The sequence below is a fragment of the Holdemania massiliensis AP2 genome (assembly GCF_000327285.1).
Classification (GTDB): domain Bacteria; phylum Bacillota_I; class Bacilli_A; order Erysipelotrichales; family Erysipelotrichaceae; genus Holdemania; species Holdemania massiliensis.
Map to the genome: position 1 here is coordinate 1 of NZ_HE998568.1, position 16,196 is coordinate 16,196.

Consider the following 16,196-nt stretch of genomic DNA (forward strand, 5'->3'; position numbering starts at 1 on the left):
CAGGTGTCTCCATCACTTGCATGGATCTTAAACGTCAAGTTCGCAGAAAACTGACAAAAAAGAAATCGATTGAATATTCCCCAAGGAAAGACCGATCTTACCTGAAGGGAAGGACTCACAAGGAATACACAGAATTTAAGGAAATGAATCCCGATGCCTCCGTTGTTGAAATGGACACGATTTACAACGACGGTTCCAACGGACCTTTCCTTCAAACATTCAAGTTCATGAAATATGATTTTCTGTTTTGCGTCTATCACCAGCAGAAGACTTCTCAAAACATGTTGGAAGGCATCCTGCTTTTAGAGTCCATACTTGGAGAACAGATATTCAACGAAGAAGTGATGGTGCTCAAAACGGACAGAGGCAGCGAATTCATTTTAGCAGAGCAAGCAGAAATCAGGGATGATGGAACACGAAGAACAAGACTATTTTATTGCGATCCGATGGCCAGTTGGCAAAAGGGATCTCTCGAAAATATCCACATCCTCATCCGAGATATTTGCCCGAAAGAAACGGATTTATATGCGCTTGGATTGGATTCGCAGGAAAAGGCGAATCGCATCTCGTCCCATATCAATTCTTACAGCAAAAAAAAGCTGAACAACAAAACATCGTTCAGCGTTCTCAAGTTCTTCAATAAGGAGATGGCTAATCAACTATTTAGCTATGGATTGACTGATATCCAACCCGATCAAGTCATCCTAAAACCCTACTTATTGAAGTAATATTCCAAGCATAAAAATAGGCAGCAAGAAGTCTGTAAAGACCAAAAACGAGGTGGAAATAACTCTTTCAGTTGAAAAAAGTGTCTGTTTCCATTAGCTTTTAATGCGCTCATTTTTATGCCTTTTGACATCCATATTATAAATCAAATAGCTAAAACATCATAGATACAAAGACCTAATTCCACAATTTTCGCCTTATTTTATCGCATTTGCAAGACTAAATTCAACTTTTTATTTTCGCCTTTCAGAAGTGGAACTTAACTTTTCAATTGAGCAAATAAACATAAGGCCAAGATAAATTCAAAGATATGAAGTTCAATTTAGCTATTTTTCATTGATTTGACTTTAATTCAATATTCTATTAGAAGTATATTATTTTAAAATCCAACTTCTTACAATTTTCAGACGTTCAGAATTTTCCACCCCGTTTTTTTTCATTTTGTTGTATCATAGTACTATTCTTCAAGGAGGAATCTCATGAAAAAACAGTTAATATCTTTGCTAGCCTTAATGTGTGTCATGACCGCCTGCACGCAGGCTGAAAATAAAACAACACCTGAACTCAGTTCCAATCCCGTGATCAGTGTTGTCGATCTGCCGGAAACTCAGGCGCCAATTGCCCAGCCGGAATTTGAAACTACCTGGGCTTTGACTTCAACCGACGGCTATGGCGTACTCAAAAGTACGTTTTCCAAAATCAAAATTATTATGAATTCACCCGGCACTGAAATATTCGGTGTTCAAACATATCACGAAGGATTACCCTTAATCCACGGAGTTACCTATCACCTCAGCTTTGATCTCAGTTCAACAATTGAGCGTCCGGTTGAAGTGTTTATCATGAACGTGGACAACAGTGCAATTGAATTCAATCAAATGTTGTCTGCCAGTGAAAACAGTACACATTATGAATTTGACATTCAAATCCAAGGCAATACATCATGGAATGGCCGACTGGCTTTCAATACAGGCGCACCAACAGCTGAAACAACCTACGACTACCATGAAGTCACCATTTCCAATTTAATCTTCCAGGAGGCTTCTAACGGCCCAACAGAGCCCAATATCAAAATCAATCAGACTGGTTACCTGCCGAGCAGTCAAAAAAAGGTGGTCTTCCCCTTCGATCAGGGAGATTGCTTCCAGGTTATCGATGTGAATACCAACACCGTTGTCTATACCGCACCGATCTTACGCAAGCTCTATAATGAAAGCACCAAGGAAACAACCTTCTACGGCGACTTCAGCGATTTTACAACACCGGGCCGTTACCGCCTGCAGTCTCAGCTTAACGGAACTTCCTTTGAATTTGAAATTCAGGACAATCTGTACCATAGCTTGCTGGATCAGACCGTGAAAATGCTCTCTTTGCAGCGATGTGGGGCGGAATTGACAGAAGACTGGGCAGCCGCCTTCGCCCATGCCCAATGCCATACGCAGACGGCAACTCTCTACGGTACTGATCAAGAACTCGACGTCAGCGGGGGCTGGCATGATGCCGGCGACTATGGACGCTATGTTCCAACCGGTGCCAAAGCTGTCATTGATCTGATGCTCGCCTATCAAATCAATCCTGATTTGTTTACTGACACTATCGGCATTCCAGAAAGCGGCAATGGCATCGCAGATATTCTGGATGAGGCTCGTGTCGAATTGGAATGGCTGCTTAAAATGCAGAATGGCTGGGGCGGCGTTTATGACAAGGTCGTCACTGCCCAGTTCCCTGATTTCATCAAACCCGATCAGGACACGGCCCCTCTTTATGTCATGCAGGAAATGACCACATCCGCTGGGGATTTTGTCGGAGCAATGGCTTTAGCCTACTCGGTATTCAAAGATGTGGATGCGGATTTTGCACAGCGTTGTCTGGATGCAGCCAAGCTTTCCTGGGATTATTTGCAGTCAGCCACACTTTCCGTCTACACCAACCCTGAAGGCTTCTCTGCCGGGCAATACAGTGACGACAACGATACGGATGAGCGTTACCTTGCCTCTGCTGCCTTGTATGCTGCGACTGGTGAACAGAAATATCTTGATTCTGTAAAATCAATCTTCCAGGCCAGTGCCGATCAGCTGACTGGCGTTCAATGGAAGACCATGGGCTCTTACGGCACCTATCTGATGCTGAAGCTGTCGGATGTTCAGAATACAGACGCGGCGTTTTATCAGCAACTGCTTTCCAAACTGATTTCCGACGCAGAACATGTTCTCAACGCGACTTCCAATGATGGCTACTTTGTTTCGTTATACTCCGCCTATGCCTGGGGGAGCAATGCGGATATCGCCAATAACGGCATGCTTTTAGCGCTGGCCAACGATATCCGAGCAAATATCAATTACGCCAACAGTTCAGCCGATCACCTGCATTATTTATTAGGCCGCAACAGTCTGAATATTTCCTTCGTCACCAATACCGGAACACTTTCCCCACAGCATCTGCATCATCGCCCAGCCTCAGCAGCGAAAGCGCTGCTACCCGGCGCTTTGGTGGGCGGACCCGATTCTGCGCTGGAGGATCCGATTACGCAGTCCATGTTCAATGGCGAAACGGCTCCGGCCAAATGTTATGTCGATGATGCTGAAAGCTATTCAACCAATGAAGTTGCGATTTATTGGAATTCGCCGCTCGTCGCCTTGATCAGCGCGGTCGAAAAAGCCAACTGATTTCAGACTTGTATAACTATGAAAAAAGATCAGAGTTCCCATTACTTTAAGGGAATCTGATCTTTTTTACTCTTGGATGTCAGCGTTTCTAACCAAAATCAAATTATCTGCAAGGATTCGCTGACGGTAGACTTTCCTGTTGATTGATTTGAAAGTAAGGTGAATCTGATTTTGTAATCGCCACGATTCCGTCTACCGATTCATACAAAACCATCATTTCGCTCAGCATTTTCTGCTGATTGAGATTGAGACCTTGCTGAGGCTCTTCGATGATTAATTTCGCCCCAGTTTCAAACACGGTCATATAATATAACAAAGTAACCAACCAGGCAGTACCCTCTAATGAAGTTTCTTTTAACAGTACCCGCTGATCACCATTGACCAGCTAGTCTTCACCATTATTCCAAACTAAGTAGCCGCCTAAGATTGCTTTTGCCCGAGCCAAGGATGCACGATATACATAGGGATTGAACAGGCCACGTTCTGCCATCCGCTTTTCTGCAATACCGGCAAATCCTCTTTTTAATAATGGCCTCAGTTTTTCCTGAATCGCTTTTAAAGCACTGTCTTCGCTTAAACGATCTTCCAGGACAACGAAGGTCTCACGTCTTTCACCTTGCATTTCTTCATTGTTAAATTCAACCACAATATTCCCTCTCTTTCACTCAAAAACGTGAACTTCCTCATCTTACCGCACTCTTGAATTAAAGACAAGAGGAGAATTCGGAGTTCAGAAAAAAATAGATCAAAGAATGGAAAAAATGTTAAACTTACCCACCGTTCAGGAATTCTTTTACCTCTTTTTCGCTTCTTTTTACAAAAATAAAGACCCGAATTTCTTCGAGCCTTCATCCTTAATCAAAATGGAAATCAACCGCGCAGAACAGCCTGGCAGTCTTTTTCCAGACGAGCTAAAACTGTCTGATGAACTTCCTGAATTTCCTGATCGGTCAAGGTATGGTCTTCCGACTGATAGACAATGGACAGCGCTATCGATTTTTTCCCACTTTCCACATGTTCCCCCTGATAGACATCGAAGACTTCAACCTGTTTCACCATCCGCTTACCCGCCGCTTTAATCGTTTTCATCAGCTGCTCAGCTTTGATGTTTTCCTCAACCACTAAGGCAATATCACGATGAACGGCTGGGAATCGGTTAATCGCTGAGAACTTCACTTTACTGGCTTTGCTTTCCAACAGTAAATCCAGCTTCAATTCGCCATAAACGGCTTTGCCAATTCCCAGCTCTTTCGCCAGCACCGGATGAATCTCGCCCAGTACGCCTAAGCACTGATTGCCCAGCATGACACAGGCGCTGCGATACGGATGGAAATGCTCCTGATCTATGTTGTTCTCCTGGAAGCTGATGCGTTCTGCCGCAAAGCCCAATTTGCGCAGAGTCTCCGTGAGCACGCCTTTAGCCGTGAAGAAATCACTGCGGATATCGATTCGATTCAATTTGGAATTTTGCAGTGAATCAGACAGAACCATCGCAAAGCGTTCCTGCTGCTGATCAACGGCATAGACACTGGAAATTTCAAATAGATTGACATGTTCATTTTTGTGATTTTGATTGTAAGCCAGACATTCCAGCAGGCTCATCATCAGTGACGTCCGGACATATTTGCGCTCTTCACTCATTGGGGCCGCCAAGGCAACAGCCTCGCCCAGCGGCATCAGCGCGTTATCAATAAATTTCTGGGATACCAAAGTATAGGTGACGACTTCAGACAGACCCAAACCGGTCAGCGATGTGCGAAGACTGCGGCGCATTTGCTGACGATCCGTCAGCTCACCGACTGTGGCTTCCATGGTTGGCAGCGTTGTCTTCAGATCTTCATAGCCCAAAAGCCGGATAATTTCCTCATCGATATCCTCGCGAATATTCAAATCTGTTCGATAAGAAGGAATGGTGCAGGTGAAGCTGTCACCCTCGACAATCGGATTGAGATCCAAATCCTTCAAGACACCGACGACCTGATCCATTGTGAATGCCGTGCCTAGCAGCGTGTTGCAGTGGGTCAACGTTTCCGTCACAGTTTTCACGGAGTCCTCAATCGTACCGACCATGACGTTTTCCTCAAAGTCCTCCGCTTCCGCCAGTTCTTTTAATAACTGAACGGAGCGATCCACAGCCTTAATCGGCGCCATCGGCTCAATGCCTTTGGTGAAGTGCATGGCTGCTTCTGTGCTCAGTCCCAACCGACGGGCTGTATTCCGGATCGAAACCGCGTTGAAGACCGCAGCTTCAATAAAGATACTCGTCGTAGACTCGTCGATCTTGCTTTCCTCGCCGCCCATAATTCCGGCAATGCCTGTTGGCTGTCCGCCCGTCGTGATCAACAGATCGCCTTTTTTGATTTCGTAGTCCTGACCATCCAGTGCCTGCATCGTCATTTCCACATCATCAACAACGGTAATTTCATGATGCGGCAGCTTGCTCAGATCGTAGTAATGCAGCGGCTGACCGGTTTCCACCATGACAAAATTGGAAATATCAACAACATTGTTAATCGATTTAATTCCGTACGCATGCAGATAGTTTGCCAGCCATTTCGGTGAGGGTCCAACCTTAACATGATTGACAACCTTGCCGACAAAGACCGGGCATTTCTCAGTCTTACTCGCAATTTTGAAGCTGCCGGCCGTTCCGATCTTGCTTGCCGCTTGGCAAGAAGGCCAGGTTACCTTACGGTGCAGCACCGCGCCGACTTCCTTGGCCAGATTCCACATCGCGTTGCAATCCGCGCGGTTTGGCGTTAAGCCGATATCAAGGATCGTATCATCCAGCCCCAGATATTCCAGAACCCGAGTTTCCCCAACCGGTGCTTCCTCATCAAATACATAAATACCGCTCAGCTGTTCTTCAGTCTGGGCTTTTTTATCCACGCCCAGCTCTGAAAGACTGCAGATCATTCCATTGGATTCGACGCCGCGCACCTTAGCTGGTTTAATCTGAAACCCACCTGCCAAAACAGCACCGACTTTGGAAACGATGACTTTCTGGCCGGCTTTGACATTCGGAGCGCCGCAGACAATGTTCAACACTTCATCACCGACATCTACAGTTGTTACATGCAGATGATCACTGTCTGGATGATTCTCACAGGTTAAAACCTTGCCGATGACCAAATTTGTGCCCTCGGCCATTTTTTCAATGCCTTCTACCTCAAGTCCGGCAATCGTTAATTTTTCAGCTAAGACCTCCGGTGTCACGCCATCTAAATTGACGTACTCCTTCAGCCAATTCATACTCATTCTCATTTTCTTTTTTCCTCCTTTAACGATTAATCAAAACGATCGAACATTTTGAGGAATCGGGTATCGTTGATGTAGAAATTACGAATATCGTCAACGCCATATTTCAGCATGGCTACCCGTTCAATCCCCACGCCGAAAGCAAAACCGGAGCATTGGGTAGAATCAAAGCCAGCCATTTCCAGAACGTTAGGATGCACCATTCCCGCTCCCAGCACTTCAATCCAGCCGGTACCCTTGCAGACAGGACAGCCCTTGCCGCCGCAGATATGGCAGCTGACATCCACTTCTACGCTCGGCTCGGTGAACTGGAAATAAGAAGGACGGAAACGAATCTGACGGCCTTTGCCAAACATCCGGTCAGCCAAAAACTGCAGCGTTCCCTTTAAGTCTGTCAGCGTGATATTCTTATCAACAACTAATCCTTCGGCCTGCATGAACTGATGAGAATGGGTCGCATCATCATCGTCACGACGGTAAACTTTGCCAGGACAGATGACCTTAATTGGCAGCTGACCCTGCGCCTTTTCCAATTCACGCATCTGAATTGCCGTCGTATGCGTGCGCAGTAATTCCTTCGGATTGATGTAGAATGTATCCTGCATATCGCGAGCCGGATGATCCGCTGGAATATTGGCGCGTTCAAAGTTATAGAAATCCAGCTCCACTTCCGGCCCTTCAGCAACCGTATAGCCCATTCCGATGAACAAATCTTCAATTTCCTGACTGATGAGCGTCAGCGGATGCAGCGTACCCGTGCGAAAGGACACACCTGGCAGCGTGATATCAATTTTTTCTTCCTGCAGCTTTTGATTCATTGCGATTTTTTCCAGGACTGCCATTTTTTCTTCAATCGCAGCTGCGACTGCTTTCTTGCATTCGTTGACTTCCTGGCCAAAGGTTGGTTTTTCTTCTGGCGAAAGATCCTTCATCATCGTCATCAATGACTGAATCGGTCCTTTCTTCCCTAAGGTTGTAATCCGGATCTGCTGCAGCTGCTGCAGATCCTGGCAGGCTTGAATGTCTTCCAGCGCCTGAGCCTGGACTTGCTGAACTTTTTCCATAAACTTGTTCTCCTTCATCATTCAACAAAAAAACGTCGTCCCTAATTCAGGAACGACGGCTCGCGGTACCATCCTGATTTATCTTCTTGTCTTCATAAAGACACTCTAAAGATACACCTTAATTTTCCCGTAACGTGAGGAAAGACGGGGATCATTACTCCCACTATAAAGGTGAATTCGCAGAAACCTTCCGGGCAGAATGGCTCTCAGCGGGTCACCATCCCTCTCTTTTCCCAGGTTCTTCTGTTACTAGTCCTTTAGTTAAACCGCTTTCTAGTTGTTATTATAGCCAGATGAAAATTTTTTTGCAAGCTTTGATTCAAAATGTTCCTTTTTTTCATGCGAACCTTCAAAAAAGTGGACGTACGCGCAGAATATCCTCCTGCTCCTGTAACTCTGCTGCAATCCTTTCCACCTCAGCAGTATCCACATCCAACAATGTATAGGCATAATCACCTTGAGAACGATTCACCAGATTCTCGATATTGATGCCCTTTTTGGAAAACATCCCTGAGATATGCGCCAACATGTTGGGAACATTGCGGTGAAAGCAACAAATTCGTGCCTGACCACTGCGTTCCATAACGACATCCGGTAGATTGACAGAATGACGGATATTTCCATTTTCCAAATAATCGATCAGCTCTTGGACCGCCATCACTGCGCAATTTTCTTCCGCTTCTTCCGTTGAAGCCCCCAGATGTGGAATGATGGTCACCCCTGATTGACCCGCCAGCTGCGGACTTGGGAAGTCTGTAATATATCCCCGCAGCTGTTTTTCTGCCAAAGCGGTTACAACTGCGGATTCCTCAACCAATCCACCTCTTGCGAAATTCAACAACACAGCATTGTTCTTCATCAAAGCCAATGCTTCAGCATTGATCAAATTCTGCGTCTTCGCATTCAGCGGTACATGCAAAGTGACAAAGTCTGCCTTTTTCAATACTGATTCCAATTTCTCTTCATGCTGGACTTCACGCGACAGTTTCCAAGCGGCGTCCACAGAAATATAAGGATCATAGCCGATGACCCGCATCTCCAAAGCCACTGCCAGATTGGCGATTTGAATGCCGATTGCGCCTAAACCAATAACGCCCAGTGTCTTCCCTTTCAACTCGGTTCCGACAAATCGACTTTTTTCTTTCTCTGTCCGCTGAGTGATCTGCGGATCTATGCCAAGCGAAGCAATCCAATTGACCGCAGGAATCACCGGTCGACACGACAATACCAACGCACCCAATACAAGTTCTTTAACCGCATTCGCATTAGCACCTGGGGTATTGAAAACAACAATCCCCGCTTCACTGCATCGGGAAATCGGGATGTTATTCGTCCCCGCACCCGCTCGCGCGATCGCTTTTAAATTAGCAGGAAAAACCAATTCTTTTAAATCAGCGCTGCGGACTAAAATCGCATCGGCATCCGCAGTTTGATCTGTCAGCTGATAACGATCCGATGGAAGCTGAGCTAACCCAGACTCCGCAATTTTATTCAAACATTGAATATTTAACATATCGCCTGAGCCTCCTCAAACCGTTTCATGACTTCAACAAGTTTTTCAACACCCTCTATCGGCATGCCATTATAAATCGAAGCACGCATTCCACCGACTGAACGATGACCTTTCAGATTCACTAACCCTTCAGCTTGGGCATAGGCGATAAACTTGGCGTCCAGCTGCGGATCTTCCGTCATAAACGGTACGTTCATCATCGAACGATCTTCTTTTTTGACTTCATTCTTAAACAAGGCTGAACTATCAAGATAATCATAAAGCAGCGCGGCCTTGCGTTGATTATAGCTCTGCAGCGCTTTAAGATCCTGAAATTCCGTTTCAATCCATTCCAGCACCAGACCTAACATATAGATCGCAAACGTCGGCGGGGTATTGAACATCGAAGCCTGTTTTGCCTGAACGGCATAGCTCATCATTGAAGGCAGCTCCGGCCGTTCTTCGATTAAATCATCACGCACAATCACCACGGTCAATCCAGCAATCCCCATATTTTTCTGCGCTCCCGCAAAAATCAAACCATAGTGGGAAACGTCCATGGGCTCGCTTAAAATACAGCTGGAACAATCCGCAACTAACGGAACATGACCACATTCTGGTAAACTTTTATACTTAGTTCCAATGATCGTGTTGTTTTCACAGAGATAAACATAGTCTAAATCCTGCGGTACTATCACATCTTTTGGAATAGAATGAAAATGATCAGCTTCGCCGCTGGCCAGCTCAACACATTCGCCGAACTTGCGGCATTCCTCAATCGCTTTTTTCGTCCATGTTCCAGTGTGAATTATTCCTGCTTTCCCTTTAGGTTTCAGTAAATTCATCGGTACCATCGAAAATTGCAGCGAAGCTCCGCCCTGCAGAAACAGAACTTGATAATTTTGCGGAATCTGCAGCAATGAGCGCAGCCGCCGCTCAGTTTCGCGGACGATTTCCAAAAAGGTGGAGGATCGATGACTCATCTCCATAACAGACTGTCCGGAAGTTCCATACTCCAATAATTGAGCTGCCGCTTTCTGAACGACCGCCAAAGGCAGCTGGCTTGGACCAGCGCTGAAATTAAGTACTCTTGTCATAACTCCATCCTCTTTTCTAATACTTCTCATTCTAGCACTACTGGTTTATGCTCGCAACGCAATTTTCAGTATTATTTCAGTTTTTGTTTCATTATTTCATGTAACAAACATGAAATAAAACTATTGGAGTGTTTTATATCTCCACACAAAAAGAGCCGATTGCACAAAGCACCAAGAATCGGCAGAAGCAGCTTGCTATTCCACAGATTGTGGACAATACGATTCAGATAAAAATTTCGTTTAATCAGAGGTTTCACCTTGAACTTGCGATATTTGCGTCGTAAGTTCGAGGTGAAGAGAGTTTGATTCAATTCCGTAAAGGAAGAAAGCGATGTGAAAATTCTTATTGCATGGCTTCTACCATCAATGAATCTGTTTTCCTCTGGTAAGCGGGTATCGGAAATATAGTCATCGCCGCAATGAATATAGTCCAGTTCTTACATCGTATGTACCTCCAGTAAAGTTCCAACAATTCAGATAGAGATAAGAAAAAGGCGATACCTGGTTGCTAAAACCAAACATCGCCAATTTTCTTGTCGCACTCCTATACTGCCGTTACCCTATGCCAGTATTTTTCTTATACTATCTTATTGGAAGCTATCCTTCGCAAACGCTTTTATTCTAAATCCCATTGCAAATAATCTTCCAATAGTTTTTCTTGATATCCGCACCGCAGCGATTCCATCATGCGATCTCGGATTTGCGCAAGTCCTTCATGTGTACAGCTTTCCAAAATCCGCCGCCGGCGCTCATCAAAGTGTTTCTCACTGATCGCTTTGTCATAATCCTGTACGGTGTAATGCCAGAGCTTAAGCCCAGGCACCTGATCGAGCATTCGCTGAGCCATCTGTAACCCTTCCGGATCAAAATCACCGCAGTACCAGATCTGGACGGTCCGCCTATCCAAGCGTTGAAGCAGCTGCCAAACACACTGCGCCGGCTGCCCTTCACTGCACAATAGACTGACCGCATGACTTGAATCACCCTTCAACACACTGGCCAGATGTTCAAACACAGAAGGATTCTCAAGGATGACCAGACGTGCTTCACTGCGAATTTGTTTTACTTCCAAGATATTGATCAGTGTAGCACTGAAAGGTTCACCCTGTTTCACAAACCCTGCCCAGCCTGGATGTTCCGTGCCCTCCGATAATATGCCGGTTAAACCATACGTCAGACAATGATTGGAAACCTGATCGCGCAAGAGTCCGCCCTGTTCCAGAATCCAGCTATCCGCTTTGGATACATCCCGATTTCCTTCCTGCAGCAGCTGCCAGCGCAGCGCCTGAACCAAAAGGCGCTTCACCCGTCCTTGATCCAACGCATGGGGATCCTGCAGTACCCGTCCGGCAAAAACAGAGGTCAATTCAACTTGATGTCGGCGCATGGGCAAGGCATTAAATGCCTCTGCAAATTTGCATAACGTTTCCGTTGTTTCATTGCAGCAAGATGTATACAATGCGCCTTGTTCCTGTTTCAGCCAGCGCAGCCAAAGCCCCGCCGGACTTTCTCCTTCACTTTCCAAAATCTGTTGAAAGCGCGCCTGATTTTGATGAAGCTGCTGCTGCCGCAGCGTTTTTCGGCTTTCGATCTTCTGACCGAAGACCAAGCTCAATGTCTGTCCCAGATCACAATCCTCAAAGCGCGTTTTGGATAAAGCCTTTCGCCATTGCCCAGCAGTGACGGTGATCGTGGATTGTCCCCAATACGAACCGCCCAACAATTCAGCCATCGCTTCCTGCAGTGCGGGACTGCAGTCTTCCAACACAATTTTTCCACGCCAGACACCCGCCTGTTCAAAACGGTGTTTCAATGCCTGCAAAAATGGCTCCAAGGCAGGTTTACTTCGCAGATAATCCGCAAATCCCTGTTCCGCACTCATTCACTCACCCAGTTTCGTACGCTTCCGTTCCATTGATAGTTCATCACTGTGACATAATGAGCGCCATCCGGCCGATACAACTCAGCAATCCTTAAATTTTTCACGGATGGATAATCGCCCCACAGAACTTGCGAATTCATGATGTAGTCAAAACGGAAGTTTTCAATTAAGCCAAACAGACCGTCGATGTTATTTTCATCCACACCCGCAAACGCCTCATCCAAGGCAATGATCTGCGGTGCATCCGAGCGCGCCATCGAATACTTAGCCGAGACTGCTGAGAATAACGGCACATACATCGCAATCGCCTTTTCGCCGCCGCTGAAGGAGTAAAACGCGGCATTGGTCAACTCTTTCTTCTTTTCATCGGCTTTTTGATAGAGAATCGCAAACTCAAACCAGCGCCGATAATCCATAATCTCCTGCATGATCTGATGGAAGCTCTGTTGATTCTCCGCCTTTTCCGCTTCTTTGCGGGCGGCGGCTAAGCGGGCGCGGAAATGACTGGACAACCGCTCAAAATCTTGCGGCTTTAAAATCTGCGCATCGGTTTCCAATAATGCAATCAATTCCCGACTGTCGAGTTCCTGCTCAGTTTCTGCTTTCCGGCCTTTCCACTGCAGTGACAGCCGCAAGGCAGAGCTGGTATTCATCGCACTCATCGCGGTGTTCATTCGCTGCACCCACTCTCGGCTCGTCCGAATATGCCGGCGGATGTTCTTTGCAATCGTATTGATCATAATCTCTTCAAACAGCTGCCGCTCCTGATCCTGAATCAGCTGTTCAATCTCCGCGATCGCCGCGGCGATATGTTCCACTAGCTCCACAAAACCCGCGCGTCGCCCCTGAATGCGAGCCAACAGTTCCAACCGACCAGAAATATCCGGCAGTTCTTCTTCCTGCAGTACTGAACGGTAGCTTGGTGAATAATCCTGCAGAATAATTCGGTGATTGAGAAATTGGGTCTGTAAGTCCAGCTGCAGATCATCCATCCGCCGGCCAAAGCCTTCTGTTTTCTCCAGCTGTCTCAGCATGGTTTTCCACGGTGTCTGCGGATCAAGCTCCCGACTGAGATACCCGCTGGTCAATTCACGCACGACAACCTGATCATATTGCCGGCAGCGCTCCTGCTGCACGCTCAGCTCGCTTTCCAATTCCACTAGACCTGCGGTTTTGTTTTGGATATCCTTCTGCATTGAACCGAGATCATGGCTTAGTGCGGTGATGATCTCCGGCAGCTGTTCCAATTGATTTAAAATCAGAGTTAACCGCTCGCGCAGCTGATCGGCATGACTTTCCTGCAGCTGTTTTTCAATTTGTTCCAACAGTTGTTGGCGGGCATGGATTTGCGAGCGAAGCTGATCGCAGTCGGCCTGCATTTCATCGAGGTCCCACTGCAGTTCTTCCTGCTGCCGTTGGGCGTCACGCTGTTGTTCTGAAGTCGTTTCCAGCTGATGCTGGATCAGCTGCAGCTGATGCAGCTGCTTCTGATATTCCTCATAACCTTCTTTTTTATTCAGGAAAACATGCTCATCCGCCGCAATTGCCAGTTGTTCTGCGACCTGGCGGATCCGCTGATCGATTTCGCCGATCTGCATGCGAATCTGATCCCAGCGCTGCTGTGCCCGAACAATCCGTTCCTGCTGCTGCATCATTGCCTGTTCTGCTTCCTGCACCTGATGCAGGGCTTCACTCAGGTCATCTTCCTTCGGAATCCGCTGCAATTCCACTTCCAGATCCGCCAGATTCTGCAGGGCTTTTTCGACTTCCTGCTGGTCTTCAAGCAACCATGCTTCAATCTCATCCAGGACTTGCTGGCAGCGCTGGATCTGCTGTTGACGATAGGCTTCGCGGGCAGCCTGGCCAATCAAAACCTGCGGCTGCCGCTGGCTGCTGATTCCTAAAATCGAACCCCATTGATACCCCGTCGGCGTCAAGTTCAAGGTTGCCAGGGAACATTCAAAATGCGCTTCCAACTGCTCGATTCCCCCGCTTTCCAGAATTGACGCGTCCAGTTTCAGCGCAGGCAGATCCGCAACCGCAGCCTGACTGATTAAAAGCTTGTCCGCCTGTCCCAGTTCCGCTTCAAGGCACCGCTCACGATCCGCTTCGCTGATCAAAATACAATCCAGAATTCCTGACCGACGCAGACTTTCCTCAATCCGCTGACGGTCTTCTTCACGGCAATCAGATTGGAATTCCAGTTTTTCATAGAGCGGACAAAATGGGATATTCCGGGCCTTGAGCGCTTGGTGATGTTGATCTGTCGCTTCATCCCAAGTCCAAACCGGCTCGCTCTGTGTCTGCCATTGCTTCAATTCCGCTGCCTGCTGGCGTTTTTGTTCTAAATGTTCGCTTTGCTGCGCAGTCCACTGACTCAGCTGTCCCTGCAGAACATTCCACTGGCGGTGATAATGATCGGTCAACATTTGGGTAATTTTATAGTATTGGCGTTCTTGATCATAAGCTAAAAGCCGCTGCACAATCTGTGCAAACTCACTTTCGGTTAATTTCAGCCATGTGTTTTCCTCGCTGAAATGATAGAACCGGCTCTTCATTTCCTCAACAATTCCAGTGTACTGCTCCTCAGCCTCATCTACCGCTTTCTGCAGTCCCGCTTGTTCATCCTGCAGCCGCAGAATCTCATCCTGCTGCTGTTGTGCCAGCTGGACTTTCTGACGGCGCTCATCCACCGTCGCCAAACCTTCCTTTAATAGCCGCAGACGCTGGTCAATTAAGCTTTCCGTCGCGTTTAAATTCAGCGGTGCCGCCGGTTCTTCCTTCAGCTGCTGCACTATCAACAGATGATCTTCAAATTGCAGATTTTCCTGAATACCTTCCATTTCCGCCAGCGTTTGCTGCTGCTTGCGCAAGCCTTGATCATAACGATCAGAAAACTGCTTGACGTCAGTTTTGACTTCCTGCAGACGATTCTGTTTCCGTGAAAGCGCCTCTTGTTTATGTTGGCTGTCTTTCTGCAGCTGGTTTAAGTGTTCGCGATGATTCTGCTGCTGTTCGATTAACCGAACCCATTGCGAGTCTTGAATTTGATTTTTTTCTTCACTCAGACTGCGCTGCAGAGCCTGATTTTCCTGCATCTGGCGTGTTTTTTCTTGCACAGCTTCCTGCAGCTGACGCCGATCCGCCTCTTCCTGAGCTAGCTGCTGCTTCAAGTCCTGCAGCCGCTGCTGCTGCGTCAAGGCCTTGCGCAGCTTATCGGCCAGCACCGCCCGATTGTATTGCTGATAGACCTGATTCACCTGGGCGGCCGAGCGCTGAGCTTTGATCAGACCGTCCAATTCATCCTTCTGCCGGTCCATGCTCGCAATCGCCTCGCTCATTGGCCGCAGTTCTTCCTCACTCAACGGCTGCAGCGAATTCTGCAGCAGCTCATTTAATAACGTCGGCTTCAGAGAATTGCTGAGCTTGGGTGAACGCAGCTGAACCAATAACGAAATTAACTCTCCATATTGTTCTAAATTTTCGAATCCATACAGCTCCTGATTCACCCGCTGCATGTACTCCGAACGTGAATTCATCACGCATTTTGCGCCAAGCAGATTTTTCAATTCCTGCGCAGTCAGCGCGAGGTGATTGCGAATCAAACTTAAGTCCTGATTGATCCGGCGGTTGTCGTCGATGACAAAATACCAGGCGTCGGTTTTCTTGTTCAGCCGGGCGTGCAGCCCCATTCCGATCGTCTTGTAGATCGCTTCATTTTCACGTTGAAATTCCATCCACAGATAGCCGATCCGATCCGTTCGGGCACTGTCTTCCTCCAACAGATAATTTTCAATTTTACGGGAGCGCGTCCCAAAAGCATCTAAGCGCTCACTGTTTTTATTCCCGTCTAAAAGCAATGGAATAAAACTTTGCATCGTTACTGACTTTCCACTTCCATTACTGCCCCGCAGCAGCAAATGTCCATGATCAAATTCAAATTCCTGGTTTTCATAATACCAGAAATCAATTAATCCCATCCGTGATGGATGCCATCGTTCAGTCAACATC

General features: G+C 46.9%; 9 protein-coding genes. 2 read left to right on the top strand and 7 right to left on the bottom strand.

The features are described 5' to 3' along the window. Both BN162_RS19050 and BN162_RS07965 read left to right on the top strand, forming a co-directional pair. The coding region (locus BN162_RS19050) for a hypothetical protein (protein ID WP_020224551.1) at positions 1 to 728 on the top strand (728 nt) is incomplete at its 5' end. A 477-nt stretch (positions 729 to 1,205) separates the two neighbouring features. Beyond that, on the top strand, positions 1,206 to 3,392 hold the full coding sequence (locus tag BN162_RS07965; protein WP_020224552.1) for a glycoside hydrolase family 9 protein: 2,187 nt from the start codon (positions 1,206 to 1,208) through the stop codon (positions 3,390 to 3,392). A gap of 385 nt (positions 3,393 to 3,777) precedes the next feature. On the opposite strand, the gene BN162_RS07975 is transcribed toward BN162_RS07965, so the two are convergent. From BN162_RS07975 to BN162_RS08005, 7 genes are all read right to left on the bottom strand, one after another. Beyond that, positions 3,778 to 4,038: a hypothetical protein gene (locus tag BN162_RS07975; RefSeq protein ID WP_020224554.1), complete on the bottom strand. Its 261-nt coding sequence runs from the start codon at positions 4,036 to 4,038 to the stop codon at positions 3,778 to 3,780. 224 nt (positions 4,039 to 4,262) lie between these two features. Further along, on the bottom strand, positions 4,263 to 6,656 hold the full coding sequence (gene pheT, locus BN162_RS07980) for a phenylalanine--tRNA ligase subunit beta (protein ID WP_020224555.1): 2,394 nt from the start codon (positions 6,654 to 6,656) through the stop codon (positions 4,263 to 4,265). 23 nt (positions 6,657 to 6,679) lie between these two features. Continuing rightward, a complete protein-coding gene (gene pheS, locus BN162_RS07985; RefSeq protein WP_020224556.1) occupies positions 6,680 to 7,714 on the bottom strand; it encodes a phenylalanine--tRNA ligase subunit alpha in 1,035 nt (344 codons plus the stop codon). A gap of 349 nt (positions 7,715 to 8,063) precedes the next feature. Next, complete coding sequence (locus tag BN162_RS07990) at positions 8,064 to 9,227, bottom strand: phosphoglycerate dehydrogenase (RefSeq protein ID WP_020224557.1); 1,164 nt, start codon at positions 9,225 to 9,227, stop codon at positions 8,064 to 8,066. Continuing rightward, positions 9,221 to 10,303 carry a 3-phosphoserine/phosphohydroxythreonine transaminase gene (serC, locus tag BN162_RS07995; protein WP_020224558.1) on the bottom strand — a complete coding sequence of 361 codons (1,083 nt, stop codon included), beginning with the start codon at positions 10,301 to 10,303 and terminating at the stop codon, positions 9,221 to 9,223. The genes BN162_RS07990 and serC overlap by 7 nt, the downstream gene beginning before the upstream one ends. Positions 10,304 to 10,919: 616 nt before the next feature. Next, entirely contained in the window at positions 10,920 to 12,185 is a 1,266-nt protein-coding gene (locus BN162_RS08000) for a TIGR02679 domain-containing protein (protein ID WP_020224559.1), read from the bottom strand. Further along, positions 12,182 to 16,195: a TIGR02680 family protein gene (locus BN162_RS08005; protein ID WP_020224560.1), complete on the bottom strand. Its 4,014-nt coding sequence runs from the start codon at positions 16,193 to 16,195 to the stop codon at positions 12,182 to 12,184. Before BN162_RS08005 ends, BN162_RS08000 begins: the two co-directional genes overlap by 4 nt. Position 16,196: the final 1 nt, after the last annotated feature.

Excerpts from the sequence above, each read along its gene's own strand:
- BN162_RS07965 (WP_020224552.1), top strand. The coding sequence starts at position 1,206 with ATGAAAAAACAGTTAATATCTTTGCTAGCCTTAATGTGTGTCATGACC.
- pheT (WP_020224555.1), bottom strand. The coding sequence starts at position 6,656 with ATGAGAATGAGTATGAATTGGCTGAAGGAGTACGTCAATTTAGATGGC.
- pheS (WP_020224556.1), bottom strand. The coding sequence starts at position 7,714 with ATGGAAAAAGTTCAGCAAGTCCAGGCTCAGGCGCTGGAAGACATTCAA.
- BN162_RS07990 (WP_020224557.1), bottom strand. The coding sequence starts at position 9,227 with ATGTTAAATATTCAATGTTTGAATAAAATTGCGGAGTCTGGGTTAGCT.
- serC (WP_020224558.1), bottom strand. The coding sequence starts at position 10,303 with ATGACAAGAGTACTTAATTTCAGCGCTGGTCCAAGCCAGCTGCCTTTG.
- BN162_RS08000 (WP_020224559.1), bottom strand. The coding sequence starts at position 12,185 with ATGAGTGCGGAACAGGGATTTGCGGATTATCTGCGAAGTAAACCTGCC.
- BN162_RS08005 (WP_020224560.1), bottom strand. The coding sequence starts at position 16,195 with ATGTTGACTGAACGATGGCATCCATCACGGATGGGATTAATTGATTTC.